Source organism: Acetobacter sp. ESL1128 (genome assembly GCF_058505085.1).
Map to the genome: position 1 here is coordinate 296,767 of NZ_CP196369.1, position 17,657 is coordinate 314,423.

Consider the following 17,657-nt stretch of genomic DNA (forward strand, 5'->3'; position numbering starts at 1 on the left):
GCTCGACTATGGAAAATTCGGACGCGCGGGCTGGCCATTGGCAGCCTGCCTCAATAGCGGACAGACTGTCTTTTATGGGCATAGAGCGGCGCGAGCGGGATACGCTGGCCAGTATGCGCCCCGATATGGCCGAGATTCTGGACGAGAGTCTGTCCGAATTTTATCAACGTGTGCATGATGTACCAGAACTGGCCCGGTTCTTCCCGACCGAGGCCACGACGTCCAAAGCCCGCTCCCTGCAACAGATGCACTGGGAGACCATTCTATCGGGCAAGTTCGGGCCGGATTATGTAAGTGACGTCACCCGGATCGGCCACGCCCATGCCCGCATAGGGCTGGAACCACGGTGGTATATTGATGGCTACGCCGTGCTGCTGGATGCCATCTGCCGCCGCCTGATTAAGCAGGGGGTGCGTGGCGGGCGGCGTTTTTCCCTTGGCCGTGCGGCGGTTGAGGCCGAAATGGGCGAAAAGCTGGGTCAGCAGATCGGGGCTATTCTCAAGGCCGCGTTCCTGGACATGGATCTGGTGATTTCCACCTACCTTGCACGGCTGGAGGAGGAACGGCAGAAAGCCGCATCCGAACGCTCGGCACTGGAACAGATTGCCCAGGCGCTGGAGCGCGTGGCCGAAGGGGATTTGAGCGCTACACTGGCGCGGGATGTGGCGGAGCGCTCCCCTGTGCTGGCAGCCGCCTTTGCCAAGCTCAAAACCGGCCTGAATGATGTTGTCTCCGATATTCGTGAGGTTTCTACGCAGGTGGAGGATGCAGCCTCCTCCATCAGCCAGAGCAATGCCCGTATCCTTAGCCAGAACGAAGCGCAGGTTGGCTCCATCCACCGGTTGACCAACGCCACCGCTACGCTGGAAGCCTCGCTGGATGATGTATCGGGGCAGACGGTGGCCGCCGAACAGGCGGCGCGCAAATGTGTGGATGCCGCAGCGCGTGGCAACACCAACATGAATGATGTACGCGCCACCATGGCGGATATTCAAACCGCATGGAAAACCATATCCGATCTGGTTGGTTCCATTCAGAACATTGCGGCCCAGACCAACTTTCTGGCCCTTAATGCCAATGTGGAGGCCACGCGGGCCGGGGCCATGGGGCGTGGTTTTTCGGTAGTGGCCATGGCCATCCGGGACCTGTCGGTTAAAACATCCCACGCAGCCCGCCAGATTGCGGCCAGCGCGCAAAAGAACGAGGCCGTGATCCGTAGCGGAGCGGAGGCGGTTAACCAGATGGTGGAGGACCTGTCCGATATAGGGGCAGGCATTGCAGTGGTGAACAACGCCATTTCCAAGATTAACAAGGAAATGGGCGGTCAGCAGCAAAGCGTTAAGGGCACACACCGCGAGGCCGCCGCCCTGCGTGACCTGACGGAAAAAACATCGGCCATGAGCGAAAATGCCTCTGCCGACTGCCAGGACCTGAGCCAGCGCTCGGCCAGAATGGTGGATCTGGTGAGCAACTTTGTGCTCTCCGATTACGGGCAGGGTTATGCGGATGACTACCCGATAGCCGCTGAATAGGCGGGCATAAAAAAACCGGCCTGCTTTGGGGCAGGCCGGTGCAAAAGCGCTTTGGGTTAAAAAGCGGCTTACTGCTTCATGGCAATGGTGGCCTGCAGCAGCTGGTCTGCCGTGGTCACGATTTTGGTGTTGGCGGTGTAAGCTTCCTGCGCCACGATCAGGGCAGACAGGTCGCTTGTCAGGTCAGTGGTGGAAGATTCCACATAGCCGACTGTCAGGGAGCCTGTGGCGTTTTCACCCACCAGCCCGGTTTTGGCGCTGCCTGATGCGGCGGTGGCTGTGTAAGCCTGACCATCCTGCGCCAGCAGGCCGTTGACGTTGGCAAAGTTGCTGAGTGCGACCTTGCCGATCAGCTGGGTGTCCCCGTTGTCGAACGTCGCCATCACAGAGCCATCGCTTTCAATGCTGGCGCTCTGGTACGTACCGGAGGTCACGCTGTCGCTAACGGCTTTGGGTGTTGTGGAAGAGGTGCTGAGGGACATGCCGCTCGTGCCACCAATGGTGCCGATGTTGACGTTCACGTTCTGCGTGTTGCCATCGGGGTAGGTGATGGAGATCGGCAGGTTGGCGGCAGCCCCGTTCAGGGTGGAGGTCACGTTGTTGCCGGAGCTGTCGGTCACGGATTTCAGCGAACCATCGGTGTTGAAGTCCACCGTGTAGGCCGTTGTCGGTGTAACAGACATACCCGTGGTGCTGGACGAGGCCTGCACAGTCCACTCGGTGGCGGAGGACTGCGTCCACGTCAGGGTGACATCCCCGGTGTTGTCCTTGGGTTTGGCCTGATTATAGGTGCCATCGTAAACAGTGGTGTTTGTTGTAACCGCACTTGCACCAGTAACGGAGGACAGGGTGCCCGTTGCCGTAATTGTTGTGGTCTGTGTGGGCCGGAAGGTGACGTTGGCAACGTTGATCTGGGTTACGCTGGATGTGTCCAGTGCGCCGGTCGTGGCGTCCACCATATAGCCATCAAGGTAGTAGCCGCTGGTGTTTTCGAGGTACCCGTCCTTGTCTTCATAGAATTCACCGTTGCGGGTGTAATACTGTTCAGAAGCAAAGTCGGCACCAGCCGAAGTGACCGCACCGGTCTTTTTGGAGACGTTGAACAGCCCGTTGCCCGAGATGGACATGGCCAGCCCGTCCGTGCTGGAGGAGGCGGTGCCCTGGGAGTTGACGTGCTGCACGGTTACGGCGGCCACGGAGTTGGCCACACCCTGTGCGAACGAGCCGGAGGTGGAGCCTGCGCCGGCCACAAAGTCCTGGAACGCGGTGGTGTCGGCCTTGTAGCCAACCGTCTGGCTGTTGGCGATGTTGTTGCTGAGGTTGGTAAACGCGGTGGACTGAGCGTTAATCCCGCTGACAGCCGTGGTAAGGGAGTTAAAAATAGACATGTGTCGTCCCTGCCTTGTGGATGCGCAGTTTTCTTACGCTGGCTGTCTGTGCCGTTCTGGGGCACGCGCATCAGCCACGGGGTTAATGGCGAACAGACTCAAGGGGCTTAAACCCGCCCCACCATTATGGCCTGCGCCTAAGTTACCCAACTGAGTAGCATGTAGGGCGTGGAACGCAAGTTTTTCCTGCATGAAAGAACTGTAAACCGCCGTTTTCGGGCGTTTAGCGCCGGAGCCGTGGCGCTTGTTGCGGGGGCTGCTGCACGGGAGGAGGGGCCGCACGCGCGCCGGGGGTCTTGAGCTTCATGACATAGGCAATAATGGCGGCTACAGGCTGGAAGTATTCGGCCGGAATTTCCGAATCCAGTGGCAGGGTGTACAGCGCGCGGGCCAGGGGCGGGTTGGGCACAATGGGTACGCGCGCTTCTTCCGCCGCCTCACGCATACGCGCGGCCAGTTCATCCGTGCCTTTGGCAACAATTTTCGGCGCGCTGTTTATCCCGTTTTCATATTGCAGGGCCACGGCGTAGTGGGTCGGGTTGGTAATGACCACGGTGGCCTCGTCCCTGACCGCCTGCACCATGCGGCGGCGGCGGCGCATGCGTATCTGCCGCTGGCGGGCCTTTACTTTGGGGTCCCCGTCCATTTCCTTGGTTTCGTCTTTGATTTCCTGAAAACTCATGCGCAGTTTCTGCAGCCGGTTCCAGCGTGTCCACACGTCATCGAGCACGGCAATAACGGCCTGCACCACCAGCACCACCAGTGTTGCGTACACAAACCACGAGACAAGTTCGTGCGTAAGGTGCAGCACACTCCACCGTTCGGAAACGGGGGCCACGCGCAGGGTTTCCTTGGCGACCCCAAACAGGACGCAGCCAAACACCACCAGCTTGATAAGGCTTTTGGCGGTTTCTACCAGATTGTTCTTGCTGAACAGGCGCGAGATCCCCTTGGCGGGGGACAGGCGCGTAATGTCGGGCATAATGGCCTTGGGGCGGAACAGGAACCCGCTCTGGACCACGCCAAAAGCCAGTGTAACCAGCACCCCCGTACCCACCAGAGGGGCCGCCAGCCAGACCCCCTCCAGCGATGCCTGAACCGAGGCGCGGTAGAGGGAGGCTCGGTCGAAGGGAATACTGTCAAAATGGGCCATGAGCCCATACATGTGCTTGGTAAACCGGTAAGCAGACAGGCCGGTGCTGGTGGTAAAAACAATCAGGAAGCCGCTCAGGATAATCAGGAGCTGCACCTCGCGCGATTGGGCGATATTGCCTTCCTCGCGCGCGGTTTCCAGCCGTTTTCCGGTTGGGGCTTGGCTCTTTTCGCCTGAACTGTCGTCGGCCATGCGCGCTCGCTCCTAGTGGTGCGCGGGGGTGGCGCCAATGCCGGGCAGGCCCAGCAGCATGTCGCCCGCACGCTCCTGCCATACACCACTCATGACCTGAATAAGAATGGCCAGCAGCAGCACGCCGCCCAGCAGCTGGGCAGGCATGGCCATGGAATAGACCTGAATGGACGGCATAAGCCGGTTGAGCACCCCCAGCATGGCAGGCCACAGGGTGCCGATCAGCACAAAAGGGGCCGAAAGCTGGAAGGCCAGCATAAAGGTCTGGGACGTAACCTGCGTTACGCTGCGCGCCATATCCCCCACCATGGGAACATGGCCGGGAGGGAACACGCTGTAGGAGCCGGTAATGGCAGCCAGCGGCAGCGCATATAGCCCCGTGGACAGAAAAATAACCGGTACCAGAAAAGAGGCCATATGGCTGATGGCAGTACTGCCGGCACCCAGGTCCGGGTCGGGCTGGAGCACGCTGGCAAGGCCGGTAAAAATGGCCACGAACTGCATGGAAATACCCAGTGCAAGCGAGATCAGGCGCGCCAGCCAGCCAATAAAAATGCCGTAAAGCAGTTCGCCCGCAATAATGGCAATGGCGCGGGCTGGCATGTGTAGCGCCTGCCCCGACACGTCCTTGAGTGCGTTCTGCTCAAGCGGCAGAATGGCAACGGTAATGCACAGGGCAATCCCTGCGCGGACCACCATGGGGGATGTGCTCTCCCCCAGACCGGGGGAGGCCATGACCAGCGCGCTCACCCGGCACAGCACCAGCAGGAACGTGGCGGCCAGCACCTGAATGGACCCGCCGGGGAACAGCAGGTAGTCGGTCATGCCCACGGGGTGGTGTGGGGGCCGGTCATGACCCGCCAACCATAATGACCTGGTCAAAAATGGTGCGGGCATAGGTGTTCAGGGTCGCGGCCATGTAGGAGCCGGTCAGCAGCAGGGCGGCCATGGCAGCCACAAACTTGGGCACGAAGGAGAGCGTGGCTTCGCTCACCTGTGTCATGGCCTGAAAGAGCGATACCAGAACACCCGCCACCAGCGAGGCCAGCAGGGAGGGTGCCCCCAGCTTGACCGCCACAAACAGTGTCTGGCGCAGAATGTCGTGGATATCGACCGTGTTATGCATGCGATGGGTCTTAGATCGACATTTTCATGACGTCCTGGTAGGCCTGCACCATACGGTCGCGCACGGTGGTTACGGTTTGCAGGGTCAGTTTGGCTTCTTCGACCGAGGTGGCGATATCGCTCATGTTGCCCTTGCCGGACAGGCCGGTTGCCGTCTGGGTTTCTGCCGTTTTTCCGGTCTGGATGGCACCTTTGAGGGCGTTGTCCAGCGCGGACGTAAAGCCGGAAACAATATCGGCCCCTCCGGTGGAACCCGTGCCCTGCCCATCCGTTGTGGACTGCATGCTCTTCTGGGTCTGTCCGTAGGCGTTGAGCGCGTCGAGGCTGCGTGTGGTGATATCGCTGGTCATTGTGGCCCTGTCTGGCGCGGAGGGGGCATGCCGCCTGCCGCCATGAGAGTGGTCTGGAACGTGGGGCTACTGTAATCCATTTGGCCCCTGCAAGGCCAGTGGCTTTTACGCCTGTCCGCCCAATCTTTGCGGATTACAGCACGTCCATTTTGGTGGCGGGGGAAATTACGTTAATGCCCCGTGTCACCGGCAGACTTGTCTCGCGCGAGGCGGGGGTGGCGCTGTGCGTGCTCATGCGCGCACCAAGGGGGATGAACGCCTGCTCGTTCAGCCTGTAGCCAATGCCCCACTGGGTTATAAATGGGTCGATAATACCAAAATCACGCAGTTTCTTGCGGATTTTGCACACCATTACATCAATGATCTTGGCGTGTGGTTCTTCTTGCCCGGCATACAGGTTGTCCAGCAGGGCTTCCTTGCTGAGCACCTGTGTCTTGCGCAGGGTCAGCAGTTCCACCACGTCATACTCACGCGGGGTTAAGGGGAGGGGGCGGTCATCTATCAGGACCTGCCTGCGGTCCACGTTGACCACCATACGGCCGACATGCAGGCTCAGGCTGTCATGCCCGCCGGTGCGGCGCACAATGGCGCGCAGGCGGGCAAGCAGCTCCACCGGCTCTATGGCGGCACTGACGCAGTCATCCGCACCAATGGACAGGGTTTCCGCCACTTCCTGCGGGGTGGACGTGCGCACGATCATGATGATCGGGGTGGGAATGCGGGAATTGCGGATATGCCGCAGCAGGCGCGTATCGGGCCGGGCCTGCTGGATAACCGCAATATCGTACTGCGAGCGGCGCAGGGTTTCCACCACCCCTTCCGGGCCGGACATGGTCAGGGACAGCGCCCCCTCCACTGCGGCTTCCGCCAGGCCACGGTATGGGCGGATATCCCCCTGGGTTGAGGTGTCTCCGATACACAACAGGCGCATGTTTTTTTCCGTCTATCGGTTCTGTCGAATGCGTGTGCTTGATGCCGCAGGGAACTGCGGTGGACCAGCCCTGTCCGGCAGGCCGATGCACGGTGCTGGTCGGGTATTTGGGGTGCATTGGGGGCTGCGCAAGGGCAGACTCCAAAAAACACCTTGGCTAAGGCATGGCCATCCCATAATCTGAGCGCAAGATTTTTTCTTCCGGTTTGCATGCGGCGCTGCGGTGCGGCATACCGGCTTTGTGTTTCCTGTAAGCCCTGAAGAGGTTCCATACACATGGCAGATACCACGGTTGCCGCCCAGCTTGCCTCCAGCATGCGTACGGCTACGGCCAACATGGCTCAGGCGGCTCACCGCTCGGTCCAGCCCGAGCATATTGCCTCCAGCGCGCTCAAGGTTGCGTCCACCGGCCAGGACGGCTCTTCCTCCTCCATGCAGTTTGATGCCACGGGGCAGGTTGTGCCTTCAGGCAATACGCACAACAAGCATTCCGGTTCGGCAAGCTTCATCAACCTTCTGGCCTGATTGCGCATCGGGCCGGGTCTGCCCCGGCCCCATTGGGCAACAGGCCGGGACAGGGTCCTTATTTAACGCATGATGCTTCAGGGTATTGATGAGTGCGCAGCAGCGGCAGTGTCCGTTCTGGTCCTGCATGGCTGAGGGGTTCGTGTTTACTGCTCTGGCAGGCGGGCCGGTCAGCCACAGTTCTTCTGCACCCGCTACCATATGTGCAGAAGAGTCCCGCCCCACGGCAGGGCCATTGATCGTTCAGGATTAACCAGACGTGTATTTTAGCAGATCCGTTTGCATGAGACGCTGCCTTCTTCCCCTTGCCCTGCTTCTGTCCTGCTCCGCCATGACAACCGTGGCCGATGCGGCGCGGCGCACCCACGCGCCCCGCACCACTCAGGCGGTGCCCCCAAAGGGCAAAGGGCTTAACGCGGCAACGGCTGCAACCGCTGCCGCAGCAGCAGGCGCGGCCGCCACGGCTGGTGCCGCTGCTGCAACACCCGCCACCCCGGCCGACCCTGGCACCGCAGCAGATGCCGACCTGCTTAAAGGCCTGCCAGCACCGTGGAAAGCCACAGTGCTGGACGTGCCACTGCCCCCGCCAGCCCCCGCGCCGCAAACAGCAGGCAAGGGGCGTAAGCCGGGGCAAAAAGCAGGGCAGCCCGGTGGTTCCGGCTCCAGCGTTGCCGGGGGTGGTGGCTCCATTAACGTGCCCGCCACATCCACCAGCCGCGTGCTTATTCCCATATCCCCGCGCATGGGGCTGGCCGCCTTCCGCAGTGGCGACAGCTTTGTGATTGTGGTGGATAATGCTGAACCCATGGATACCAGCGCCCTGCACGGGGACGGTGTTTTTTCTACCCTGACCGTTACAACCCTGCCGGGTGCAACCCTGTTGCAGATCAAACTGCCCGACACGCGCGAGTTCTTTTTGTCCCAGCAGGCAGAAGGCTGGATACTGGGGGACAAGCCCCCGCCGGGTAATGTTTATGGCGACCGGCGCGTGATCAACCCGATTGTGGCAGATGGGGGGATTCTCTACCCCATGCGCAAGCCCGGCCGGGTGCTCAGCATTACGGACCCCGCATCCGGGCAGAAGCTGTTTGTTGGCACCTCCACCACGGATGACGGGGGGATTCTCTCCTTCCGTCATGGGGATGGGTATGACATCTGGCCCACGACCGAGGGCGTGGTTGTGGCTGCCAACTCGCCCGATGTGGGGCTACGCGCAACGCCTGAAGGCGCGTTGCTGACATCGGGTGAAAGCCCGCTCCCCGACAGCAAGGTGGCCGTGTACGCCAACACGGTTGATCTGGACTGGCTGGGCCTGCAAAAACTGCCCAATGAGCAGCTGGAAGCCCGCCTGCACAAAGCCCTGCTGGCCGCAGCCGATTCCGACCCCGCCCAGCGCTTTGCCGCCCGGCTGGAGGAAGCCCGCGCGGCCTTTGGCGTTGGTGCTTTTCTGGAAGCCCGCGGAATCCTGACCGTCGCGTTGGAAGATGACCCCGAAGAGGCCGTGCGGCCGGAGGTCAGCTTTCTGCTCGCTGCATCCGAACTGCTGAGCGGCAACATGGATGGCGCGTTCCTGCTTGAAGGCCCATGGCCCGATAACGAGCAGCGTGCCACGCAGCTCTGGCGCGGCCTTTACCTTGCCTCCAAGGGTGGGCACGAAGCCGAGGCCGCCCACCTGCTGGCGCGCGACTTTACCCGGCTGGATAATTATCCCACCAGTGTACGCAGCGTGCTGCTGCCTTTTGCCGCCGAGCAGGTTGGCCGTTACGGCACGGCAGAGGATCTGAGCGTGCTGGATAAGCTGCCCGCAGGGTCCGTGTACAAGCTGGCCTCTGCCTTCCGCGACCTGCGTACGGGCAAGCGCACGCAGGCGTATGATGCGTTTAATGCGCTCTCGGTTGATCCGGACCCCGTGGTGGCGGAAAAGGCTCTGGAGCAGAAAATCTCGCTCGACATGTCCGATGGCAAGCTGACCCCGGTTGCCGCGGCGGAAATGTTTAACGGCCTTATGCCCGATGCCCGCCTTGCCGGGCGCGAGGCCACAGTGCGGCTGTTGCAGGCCGATGCCTACATGCGTGCGCGCAAATGGCCCGAAGCACTGGCCACGCTGGATATGGTCAAGGACACGCCCGAGCAGGTGTCCGAGCCTGTTCTGTCGCCCATGCTGTTCCAGACCCTTGCCGCTGTTGCCTCCGAAGTGGTCAAGGATACGGACCGCGATTCCATTCTGCATGGTGCGGCCATGCTGCGCGCCCACCTGTCTGCCCTGCAACCGGGCACCAAAAAGGGCGAAATCCTGATGGCTTACGGCAAGATGCTGCTGGGCCTTGGGCTGGCGGATGAGGCGCAGGAAGCGTTCTCCGATGCCGTGCCCATGCTGGATTCGCCCGAGCTCAAGGCACTGGCGGGGCAGGGACTGGCTGAATCCTACATTGCACTCAAGGACCTTGCGAGCGCGACCGATGTGCTCCAGCGCACGGACAGCCCCGACCTGCCGGATGACATGAAGGCCTCGCGCCGCCGCCTACAGGCCCGCATTACGCTGGCCAAAGGCGACCAGACCGCCGCACTGGGCCTGCTGAACGGGGATAGTTTTTCCGACTCGCTGGATATGGCCGCCCGTATTCATGAAAGCCGTGGCGAATGGCCTGCCGCCGTAGCCAATGTGCGCAAAATGGCCGAGGCAGAGATCCCGCCCCAAGGCCCGCTGAGTGCTGCCCAGCAGACACTCGCCCTGCGTCTGGCCTCCGATGCGTCTCAGGCGTCGGATGCGCAGACGCTGGCATGGCTCGCCCAGCTGGTAGGGGACCGGAGCATGGATGGTGAGAGCGGGCGCGTCTTCCGCCTGCTGACACAGGTCGGGGGGCCAAAACCCGGTGCCGCCACGGCTGCCAAGCCCGCTACGGCGGCTGCCAAACCCTGATCTGCCAGTGTTGCCCCGGCCTGTATGGCTGGGGTTTGCTGCTTACGGGTGTTCTGCCCCGCCGTGTTAACCGCCCAGCAGAAACTGCACCCAGTGGGGCAGGGCGGGGCTGTTGCGGAGCAAAAACACCATCAATAGCCCCACGGCGCAGGGCAAGGCGGTGGGGTAGCGCCACACAGGCCGCGCGGCGGAGCAGACTGCTGCCTGCACCATGGGGGCGCGCGTGCTGCGCCGCACTCCGCGCACGGCCCAGAGCCCAGCCCCTGCAAGCAGCAGAAAAGCCCAGAACCCGCCCAGCCCTACCCATGCCCCGCATGCGCCAAACAACAGCACATCGGCCGCGGACATAAAATTACCCCGCCGGGTAATGGACAGGCCAAACAGGCCAGCCCCCCCCAGCCCCCAGCCTGCACAGGCCCCCCCAATGGCGCTGCCCGCATAACCCAGAGCAGCCCCTGCCAGCAGGCCGCATAACAGCATGGGCATGAGTATGGCGTTGGGTAGCCAGCCTTCGCGCCGGTCAAACTGTACCAGCAGGTTGGCAAGGTGGAGGGCCACCGCGTAAGCCAGCGTGATGGAGGGTGGGGTATAAATCAGCAGGGTGAGCGAGCAGGCCGCCACCAGGAGGCACCCAGCTACCAGCTCGTGCTGCTGTTGTGGGGGCGGTGCCTCCACATGGGGGCGCACGCCCGCTGCTACAGGGAGCCAGCGCAGCGCAAGCGCGCAAACCCGGACGGAAAGAGGGAACAGCAGGGCAATGCACATACCGGCAAGGGCTGCGGGTGCGGTGCGCGCCAGCAGGCTCCACGCCAGCATGGCCAGTGTTGCCCCGGCCTGAATGGTTGCATCGGTCATTCTGGGTGTGCGCATGCTCTGCTCGCTCTGGCAAAGGCGTGGTGTGCCGTACGGACCATGCCATAACGCCGTGCCGGGCGTCTGTCATGGGGCATTGGGTGGGGCTGGAAGGGGGGAGGCCAATAAATCTGTGGCAATCGGGGGGAAGGAACGCTATTTATGGTTGAACTGCCGTGAGCAGAGGAGGTCCAACCTACCCCTACGGCACCGCACAAACACAAGGGAGCTGGCATTTTCATGCTGGAGGCACTGTCATCCCAGACCGCGCTGACCCATAGCGGGACTGACCTGTTTTCATTGGCAGAGCGGCGCTTGCAGTGGCTGGAGTCGCGCCAGTCCGTTCTGGCAGGCAACGTAGCCAACGCCAATACACCGGGTTACGTCTCCAAGGATGTGGCACCGTTTGCAGGCGTGTTGCAGAACCAGATGACCATGGCCATGGTGCAGACCGAGCCGGGGCATATGGCCGGGCCGGGCAATACCGCCCTTGCGCGCAAAACCACGGGCGGCAACACATCCATTGATGGTAACGAGGTCCGGCTGGAAGATGAGCTGGGCAAAATAGCCGATACCAACGACCAGCAGCGCTTTGCCACCACGGTTTACACCCGTTACATGGGCATGTTCTCCACCGCGCTGGGCACCAGTTCGTAAGGACGGAAGCAGCAGATGGACTTTACCAATACAATTGGCATTTCCGCCGATGGCATGCGCACACAGGCCGAACGCCTGCGCGTGTCGGCCGAAAACCTTGCCAACAAGGATACAACCGGCTCCACCCCCGGTGCGGACCCATACCGCCGCAAAACCATTACCTTCCAGACAACGCTGGACCAGGCCACTGGCGCATCCAGCGTTAAGGTCAAGTCCATCGGGCAGGACCACACGCCGTTTGAAACACGCTACGACCCCTCCCACCCTGCGGCAGATGCCAAAGGGTACGTGAAGGTGCCGAACGTGAACACCATGGTCGAGATTATGGACACGCATGACGCCCAGCATTCGTACGAAGCGAATCTGAACACCATGCAGATCACCCGCTCCATGCTGACGCGCACCATCAATCTGATGAAATAAAGTCGGTCAGTAGAATATTTGAGTGTTTTGTCTATTCCAGTGCTTTGCACTTCTATGGTCTGTGGCACTTTGTATTGGTTCTGCCCCCGGCTGTAGCCGAGTATAAACATGAACGCTTTTGGTTTGTCCCCGCTCCTGCGGCAGTCCCTGCATGGGCAGGATATTACGCATTACCGGACTGAACTGCTCCAAAAGGCCGCACAGGCTCCAACGGCGCAAACACTGCTCGATCTGGCGCTGGTCATGCAGTTGACCTTTGAGCCAGAGCAGGCCGAGGCGTTCTTGACCGAAGCACTCAAGGTGCAGCAGGTTTTTAACCTCGCTCATGCAGGGCCGGATGCCCTGCGCCTGCTGGTGGTTAAAACCCCCGGAGACCTGACCGCCAACACCCCCATAGAATGTATTCTGGAAAATGCACCCGTTCATATGGATGTGGTGTATGTTGGCCCCGGTCTGGCATGGCCGCAGACACTCCCCCCGCATGACCTCGTGTTTGTTGCGGTTGGGGAGGGGGACACCCATACCCCCGTATTGGAGCAACTGGCACAGGTGCTGGCACACAGCCCGGTGCCGGTGCTGAACAAGCCCCAGTATATTCCCCAGCTCTCCCGCTCTGCGGCGTTTGACCTGCTGCACACTGTGCCGGGCTTGCACATGGCACAGACATACCGGGTCGAGCGCGTCACACTGGAGCGGTTAAGCACCGGGCATAATACGCTGGAATCTCTGGGCCTTAACCTGGCTTACCCGTTTATTGTGCGCCCCCTTGGGCTGCATGGCGGTATTGGCCTGAGCCGGATAGACCAGCCGCAGGACCTTGCCGCCTATCTGGCGGATATTGGGGCAGAGCTGTTTTTTGTCGCCAATTTTGTCAACTACGCATCGGACGACCAGCTTTACCGCAAATACCGCGTGGTGATGGTGGAGGGTAAAGCCTATCTGGCACATATGGGTATTTCCACCCACTGGATGGTGCATTACCCCTACAGGGAAATGAAGGAGTTTGCCGCCCGCCGTGGGGAGGAAGCCCACGCCATGCTCCACTTTGATCAGGAGTTTGGCCAGCGGCATGCGGTGGCCCTGAACGGTATTTATGATGCGGTCAAGCTGGACTATTTTGGCTTTGACTGTGCCGAAACCAGAGATGGCAAACTGCTGGTGTTTGAACTGTCCAACGCGCTGATCATTCATGCCTGTGATGATCAGGCCGTTTTCCCCTACAAAATTCCCCAGATGCACAAAATCTTTTCGGCATTTTATGCCATGCTGCGCAACACGGTGGCGGTGCAGGCAGCCCCCTGATGCGCTGGCTGGGGAGGTGTGGCCCGTAACCGGGCCTACCGTCCGGCCCACTTTGCTGCCTTGGGCAGATAATCCAGCAAATATACCCCATGCACGCGTGGGCGCGCACCGTCTGCTCTGGCAGGGGGATTGCATGTTTTGGGTGGGAAGTGGAAGGCCCGTGGCCGCCAAGGGTGCGGGTGTTTCCGCGCGCCGTAGGGGCAGGCTGGCCTGCGTACCTTACGGGTTAGCCCAAGGACCAGTGCGTTGTGGTCCGGGCAAAAAAATACCCCCGGCTTTCGCCGAGGGCACTTTTCGTCAACTGTATCAGTAGGATTACTGGAACAGGGACAGGATGTTCTGGGACTGGCCGTTGGCGATCGAGAGGGACTTGATTGCCAGGGACTGCTTGGTCTGCAGGGAGGTCAGCTTTGCGCTTTCTGCGGACATGTCAGCATCGGTCAGGGCGCCAACGCCGGTCGTCAGGTTGTCAGAAACCGTCTGGCCGAAGGTGGTCATGTTGGCGATGTTCTTGGTGTTCTGACCCAGTTCAGAGGTCACGTTCGTCATAGCCGTGATGGCTTTCTGAACGGCTGCAATGGCTTTCGTCAGGTCGAAGGAGCCAGATGCGCCACCCCAGGAAGCAGCAAGGCTGCCATCGGTGGTGAGGAAGCCGTTGGCGGTTGCCAGGCCGTTGGTGTCAACGCCGGTGGACAGACCCAGAGCTTCGGACAGGGACGCGGTGGAACCCGTGCCGGTCACGCCGCTCACGCCGTTGATGATGTTGAACAGGTTGCTGATGGTAGCCGTGCTGCCCTGCAGACCGGTTACGTAAACAACGCTTGCAGCCGTGATGCCGTTGAAGGAACCCGTGGTGGATGCGCTAGCGGAGCTGACCAGCAGGTTCACGCCGTTGGTGGTGGCGTTGGTTGCAATGGTGTCGATCTGCTTCAGGTAACCCGTGATTTCGGTGTTGATCTGAGCGAGGGAGGTGGAGCTACCTTCGTTGCTGCCGATCGTGGTCACAGCAGCCTGAACTTCAGCCAGAACGGAAAGGATCTGGTTGGCGGCGCTGTTGGTGGAGCTGACAACGGTGGAAGCGAAGGACAGGCCATCGTTCACTGCGCCCTGACCGGCAATGTTGCCGTTCATCTGCGAAGCAATACCGAAAGCAGCCGGGCTGTCAGAAGCGTTAGCAACTTTTTTGCCGGTGGAAACTGCGTTTTCGGTGGCGCTCAGCTGGGTCTGGGTCGCGTTCAGCGTTTCCAGAGCAACCATTGCAGAGGTGTTGGTGTTAATAGAAAGGCTCACGTTGTGATCTCCATTTCGAGTGGGCTTAGTGCCCGTGTTCAAGGATGAATAAACCCCCGAACGGCTAAGAGAAGGTTAACGCGATCATTTTTTTTTGAGGGGTGGGTAAAAAAAATCCACCACCGGGCCAGAACATGGTCACAAAAAGCAGATGGCGGCGGGAGGAGTGGCAGTTATCCGCCATTTTTTGTCTGTTCCCCACAAGGCATAAAAAAAGCCTCCGCCCATTAAAGGGAGGAGGCTTTGGCTGGAATCGGATGGAACTTTCTGCCGGAACGTTAATATCGGCCCTTAAACGTTAAGCACTTTCACGTTCGGGCGGGGTGCTCTGGCCCTTGCCAAGGGCGCGCAGGTAAGGGCGCTCTTTGGTCAGGGTTGCGGGCATGGGCATGTCCAGCGTGTCTGCAAACTGGGTGGGGGCTGGCTGGTCCGGCGTTGTGGATGACTGCTGCTCCACCGCCTTGGCTATGGCACTTTGCGCAGCCGTTGCACTCTCCAGCGCCGACTGCACAAGTTCCTGCGCGGTCTGCTGGGCTGTCTGGCTGGCCTGTTGCAGCTTTTCCAGAGTTTCCTCTATGGCCAGCCGTGCGGTTTCGGCCTGTTCGATCAGGCTTTCCATCCGCCGCTCCTGCGAGGGCACCTGTGTCAGCACCGAATCCAGCCGGTCGGCTACCGAATCGGCCTTGGTGGCCATGTCGTCCAGCTCGCTGCCGGTAACCTTGGCCTGTTCGATCATGCGGCTCAGGGGGCGGCCGCTGACCTCCCCTGCCACGCGCAGCTTGTCCACGCCTTCTTCGGCCTGGTTAACGCTGTTTTCAAGCTTGTCCACCAGTTCCAGCAGGCTGGTCCGGTCGCGCTTGAGGTTGCCCAGTACCCGCCCGAGGTAAAAACTGTAGATAATACCAAGGAACAGAAAGACGGAGAGCGTGATCTCAATGATCATCTGGATCTGTGTGAACATCATTCAGGAGATCCTCCAGTCTGATCCGGTGTGGGGTTTGCTGCGGGTGGGTGGGGTGGCTGCGGGGGCACGCCAAGGGGCGGTGGCAGGTGGTGTTCTTCCGGCGGGACCAGCCTGCGCTGGATCTTGACCGCGTTCTTGTTGCCCAGCTTGCCCAGACGGCCATCAAACAGTGGGGTCTGCCCGCATTGCAGGCGGATGGGGAAGGGCGCGCCCTGCTTGTGCGGGAAGGTCATGAGCGAGCCGATCTTGAGGTTCAGCACCTCGGAGAGTGGGACGATCTTTTCATCAAACACGGCAGAAACCTGGGCATCTGTTTCCAGAATCTCGGAAAACAGGTGGTCTTCCCAGATGGAGTCGCGGCCAAATTTTTCGCCCATGAACTGCTGCGAAAGCTGGTCGCGCACCGGTTCCAGCGTGGCGTAGGGAATGATCAGGTCCATGTTGCCGGTGCGGTCCTCCATATCAATATGGAGTTTGGCCAGCACCACAGCGTTGGAAGCGCGGGCAATGGCGGCAAACCGGGAACTGACTTCCAGCCGCTCAAACGTAAGGTCCACATTGCAGACCGGGTTGAACGCAATGGACAGGTCGTTGAGCGTGAGGGTGATCAGCTTTTCAATCAGCGCGCGTTCAATGGCGGTGTGGGGGCGTGTTTCCACACCTGCATGCCCAACGCCGCGCGGCCCACCCATAAGAATGTCGATAATGGAGTAGGACATGGCCGAGTCCACAACGACCAGACCGTAGTTGTCCCACTGTACGGCCTTGAACACTGCAAACATGGAGGAGGAGGGAACCGCCCCCATGTAGTCCCCAAAACGCAGGGAGCGAATGCCCTCGATCGTTATTTCAACGTTATCATTGGTGAAGTTACGCAAGGTAGCGGAAAGGATGCGCACAAGCCGGTCAAAGACAATTTCCAGCATGGGCAGGCGTTCATAGGCCACGAACCCGGCCTTGATAACGCGCTCCATGCCGGTTTCTTCCGGCTCTTCAAACCCGCCAAAGGTGTGGCCGAGCAGATTGTCGATTTCCGACTGGTCCAGCAGGTGGCTGCCAAACGGGTCTTCCTCAGGGGTGGCTTCATGCTCGCCCTGTTCACCCTGTTCCGCGTGGGTGTCCTGCGCATCATGGGCGGTGGCATCGTCCTGCGCGTGGGCGTCTGCCGTGCCGGGTTCTGGCGCGGGGTCCGTGTGCTCAGCCGTTGTGTCGGCTGGGGCATCGGGGGTGTGATCCTCGGGTGCGGCACCACTTTCAGGCGCACTGGCCTGGGTGGCCTGCTCCTGTGCGGGGTCGTGCGCCTCCTCCGTATGCGGGGCGTCCGGTGCGGCGTCTGCTTCGGGTTCGTGGTTCCCGGGCCCTGATGCTGTGTCGTCTACATCCTGCATGTGGTCTGTCGCTACGGTTCCTGAGGGGTGTCGGTTTGAGCGGGTGTCAGAAGCCGGAGAGCTTTACTGGACAAGGAATTCAACAAGATACAGGTTTGTCACCTGCAGGGGGGCAAGCTGTGCGCGCAGGCGGCGCAGAATGGATTCGCGTAGCCTGTAAATGCCGTTCCCCCGAATGTCCTGCGGCCGGGTTTCGTGCAGGTAGGTCTGGAACACGTCCTGAATTTCCGCAATCCGGTCCTGCAATGCGGCCTCGTTAGGCACACCGCTGATTTCCACCTTGGCGGTCAGCTTGACATAAACCGGGTGACCACCGGATGTGTCGAGGTTGGAAACCATGGGCGGAATACCCAGCAGCACCGGCGGGTGCATGGCGGCCTCGGCCTTGCTGCCCACGTTCTGTTTGAGCTTGGATGTGAAGATTTTGTCCTTTTCCCAGAACACCCCACCGCCAATAAGGAGAACAAGACCGGCAGCGCCCGCCATCATCAGTTTCCGCTTGGACTTGGGGGCGTCTGCTCTGGGAACTGCTGCGGCAGCATCTGCTTCTCTTGCGCCGGTTACAGTCTCGCTCATGTCTGGTGGGCTCCGGAATGGTTAATTAGTCACACTGTTATCAGTTTAACTGCTGGCGCGCACCTACTCAATGGTGGAGAGGGGCGTAT

The 17,657-nt window shown here is 60.7% G+C and carries 17 protein-coding genes; 6 read left to right on the forward strand and 11 right to left on the reverse strand.

The window, feature by feature from the left end; translation table 11 throughout:
* Positions 1-8 precede the first annotated feature (8 nt).
* Positions 9-1,532 (forward strand): protoglobin domain-containing protein, encoded by a 1,524-nt coding sequence (locus ACSYTG_RS01410; RefSeq protein ID WP_165925678.1) that lies wholly within the window; start codon positions 9-11, stop codon positions 1,530-1,532.
* Between the two features lie 68 nt (positions 1,533-1,600).
* On the opposite strand, the gene ACSYTG_RS01415 is transcribed toward ACSYTG_RS01410, so the two are convergent.
* The 6 genes from ACSYTG_RS01415 to ACSYTG_RS01440 form a co-directional block, all read right to left on the reverse strand.
* On the reverse strand, positions 1,601-2,920 hold the full coding sequence (locus tag ACSYTG_RS01415) for a flagellar hook protein FlgE (protein ID WP_086646997.1): 1,320 nt from the start codon (positions 2,918-2,920) through the stop codon (positions 1,601-1,603).
* A gap of 223 nt (positions 2,921-3,143) precedes the next feature.
* The gene (locus tag ACSYTG_RS01420; protein WP_086646998.1) at positions 3,144-4,265 is read right to left on the reverse strand and encodes an EscU/YscU/HrcU family type III secretion system export apparatus switch protein; all 1,122 of its coding nucleotides are present in this window, start codon (positions 4,263-4,265) and stop codon (positions 3,144-3,146) included.
* A gap of 12 nt (positions 4,266-4,277) precedes the next feature.
* Entirely contained in the window at positions 4,278-5,129 is an 852-nt protein-coding gene (locus ACSYTG_RS01425) for a flagellar biosynthetic protein FliR (protein ID WP_233129180.1), read from the reverse strand.
* Positions 5,116-5,391 (reverse strand): flagellar biosynthetic protein FliQ, encoded by a 276-nt coding sequence (locus ACSYTG_RS01430; protein WP_086647000.1) that lies wholly within the window; start codon positions 5,389-5,391, stop codon positions 5,116-5,118. Before ACSYTG_RS01430 ends, ACSYTG_RS01425 begins: the two co-directional genes overlap by 14 nt.
* A gap of 10 nt (positions 5,392-5,401) precedes the next feature.
* Positions 5,402-5,740, reverse strand: a complete 339-nt coding sequence (gene fliE / locus ACSYTG_RS01435) for a flagellar hook-basal body complex protein FliE (RefSeq protein WP_086647001.1) — start codon at positions 5,738-5,740, stop codon at positions 5,402-5,404.
* 133 nt (positions 5,741-5,873) lie between these two features.
* Positions 5,874-6,671: a response regulator transcription factor gene (locus ACSYTG_RS01440; RefSeq protein ID WP_086647002.1), complete on the reverse strand. Its 798-nt coding sequence runs from the start codon at positions 6,669-6,671 to the stop codon at positions 5,874-5,876.
* Positions 6,672-6,947: 276 nt separating this feature from the next.
* Here ACSYTG_RS01440 and ACSYTG_RS01445 point away from each other — a divergent pair, with 276 nt between their 5' ends.
* Complete coding sequence (locus ACSYTG_RS01445) at positions 6,948-7,196, forward strand: hypothetical protein (RefSeq protein ID WP_086647003.1); 249 nt, start codon at positions 6,948-6,950, stop codon at positions 7,194-7,196.
* Positions 7,197-7,479: 283 nt separating this feature from the next.
* A complete protein-coding gene (locus ACSYTG_RS01450; protein WP_179290154.1) occupies positions 7,480-10,116 on the forward strand; it encodes a tetratricopeptide repeat protein in 2,637 nt (878 codons plus the stop codon).
* Between the two features lie 66 nt (positions 10,117-10,182).
* Here ACSYTG_RS01450 and ACSYTG_RS01455 read toward each other — a convergent pair whose 3' ends face one another.
* The gene (locus tag ACSYTG_RS01455; RefSeq protein WP_489783616.1) at positions 10,183-10,986 is read right to left on the reverse strand and encodes an A24 family peptidase; all 804 of its coding nucleotides are present in this window, start codon (positions 10,984-10,986) and stop codon (positions 10,183-10,185) included.
* A gap of 222 nt (positions 10,987-11,208) precedes the next feature.
* On the opposite strand from ACSYTG_RS01455, the gene ACSYTG_RS01460 reads away from it, so the two are divergent.
* The 3 genes from ACSYTG_RS01460 (at position 11,209) to ACSYTG_RS01470 (ending at position 13,350) form a co-directional block, all read left to right on the forward strand.
* Entirely contained in the window at positions 11,209-11,625 is a 417-nt protein-coding gene (locus ACSYTG_RS01460; RefSeq protein ID WP_086647007.1) for a flagellar basal body rod protein FlgB, read from the forward strand.
* Positions 11,626-11,640: 15 nt separating this feature from the next.
* Positions 11,641-12,048: a flagellar basal body rod protein FlgC gene (gene flgC, locus ACSYTG_RS01465; protein ID WP_086647008.1), complete on the forward strand. Its 408-nt coding sequence runs from the start codon at positions 11,641-11,643 to the stop codon at positions 12,046-12,048.
* Between the two features lie 108 nt (positions 12,049-12,156).
* Positions 12,157-13,350, forward strand: a complete 1,194-nt coding sequence (locus tag ACSYTG_RS01470) for an ATP-grasp domain-containing protein (protein WP_489783619.1) — start codon at positions 12,157-12,159, stop codon at positions 13,348-13,350.
* Positions 13,351-13,665: 315 nt separating this feature from the next.
* Here ACSYTG_RS01470 and ACSYTG_RS01475 read toward each other — a convergent pair whose 3' ends face one another.
* The 4 genes from ACSYTG_RS01475 to ACSYTG_RS01490 all read right to left on the reverse strand — a co-directional run bounded on the left by ACSYTG_RS01475 (position 13,666) and on the right by ACSYTG_RS01490 (position 17,568).
* Positions 13,666-14,640 (reverse strand): flagellin N-terminal helical domain-containing protein, encoded by a 975-nt coding sequence (locus ACSYTG_RS01475; protein WP_086647010.1) that lies wholly within the window; start codon positions 14,638-14,640, stop codon positions 13,666-13,668.
* Positions 14,641-14,938: 298 nt separating this feature from the next.
* Positions 14,939-15,604 (reverse strand): DUF6468 domain-containing protein, encoded by a 666-nt coding sequence (locus tag ACSYTG_RS01480; RefSeq protein WP_086647011.1) that lies wholly within the window; start codon positions 15,602-15,604, stop codon positions 14,939-14,941.
* Complete coding sequence (gene fliM, locus ACSYTG_RS01485) at positions 15,601-16,992, reverse strand: flagellar motor switch protein FliM (RefSeq protein ID WP_244896449.1); 1,392 nt, start codon at positions 16,990-16,992, stop codon at positions 15,601-15,603. Before fliM ends, ACSYTG_RS01480 begins: the two co-directional genes overlap by 4 nt.
* A 63-nt stretch (positions 16,993-17,055) precedes the next feature.
* Positions 17,056-17,568: a flagellar basal body-associated FliL family protein gene (locus ACSYTG_RS01490; protein ID WP_086647012.1), complete on the reverse strand. Its 513-nt coding sequence runs from the start codon at positions 17,566-17,568 to the stop codon at positions 17,056-17,058.
* Positions 17,569-17,657 lie beyond the last annotated feature (89 nt).

What these genes read in the sequence shown, in the direction of transcription:
- ACSYTG_RS01440 (WP_086647002.1), bottom strand. Translation starts at nt 6,671, where the DNA reads ATGCGCCTGTTGTGTATCGGAGACACCTCAACCCAGGGGGATATCCGC.
- ACSYTG_RS01445 (WP_086647003.1), top strand. Translation starts at nt 6,948, where the DNA reads ATGGCAGATACCACGGTTGCCGCCCAGCTTGCCTCCAGCATGCGTACG.
- ACSYTG_RS01490 (WP_086647012.1), bottom strand. Translation starts at nt 17,568, where the DNA reads ATGAGCGAGACTGTAACCGGCGCAAGAGAAGCAGATGCTGCCGCAGCA.
- fliM (WP_244896449.1), bottom strand. Translation starts at nt 16,992, where the DNA reads ATGCAGGATGTAGACGACACAGCATCAGGGCCCGGGAACCACGAACCC.
- flgC (WP_086647008.1), top strand. Translation starts at nt 11,641, where the DNA reads ATGGACTTTACCAATACAATTGGCATTTCCGCCGATGGCATGCGCACA.
- fliE (WP_086647001.1), bottom strand. Translation starts at nt 5,740, where the DNA reads ATGACCAGCGATATCACCACACGCAGCCTCGACGCGCTCAACGCCTAC.
- ACSYTG_RS01420 (WP_086646998.1), bottom strand. Translation starts at nt 4,265, where the DNA reads ATGGCCGACGACAGTTCAGGCGAAAAGAGCCAAGCCCCAACCGGAAAA.
- ACSYTG_RS01410 (WP_165925678.1), top strand. Translation starts at nt 9, where the DNA reads ATGGAAAATTCGGACGCGCGGGCTGGCCATTGGCAGCCTGCCTCAATA.
- ACSYTG_RS01450 (WP_179290154.1), top strand. Translation starts at nt 7,480, where the DNA reads ATGAGACGCTGCCTTCTTCCCCTTGCCCTGCTTCTGTCCTGCTCCGCC.
- ACSYTG_RS01455 (WP_489783616.1), bottom strand. Translation starts at nt 10,986, where the DNA reads ATGCGCACACCCAGAATGACCGATGCAACCATTCAGGCCGGGGCAACA.
- ACSYTG_RS01430 (WP_086647000.1), bottom strand. Translation starts at nt 5,391, where the DNA reads ATGCATAACACGGTCGATATCCACGACATTCTGCGCCAGACACTGTTT.
- ACSYTG_RS01470 (WP_489783619.1), top strand. Translation starts at nt 12,157, where the DNA reads ATGAACGCTTTTGGTTTGTCCCCGCTCCTGCGGCAGTCCCTGCATGGG.
- ACSYTG_RS01480 (WP_086647011.1), bottom strand. Translation starts at nt 15,604, where the DNA reads ATGATGTTCACACAGATCCAGATGATCATTGAGATCACGCTCTCCGTC.
- ACSYTG_RS01415 (WP_086646997.1), bottom strand. Translation starts at nt 2,920, where the DNA reads ATGTCTATTTTTAACTCCCTTACCACGGCTGTCAGCGGGATTAACGCT.
- ACSYTG_RS01460 (WP_086647007.1), top strand. Translation starts at nt 11,209, where the DNA reads ATGCTGGAGGCACTGTCATCCCAGACCGCGCTGACCCATAGCGGGACT.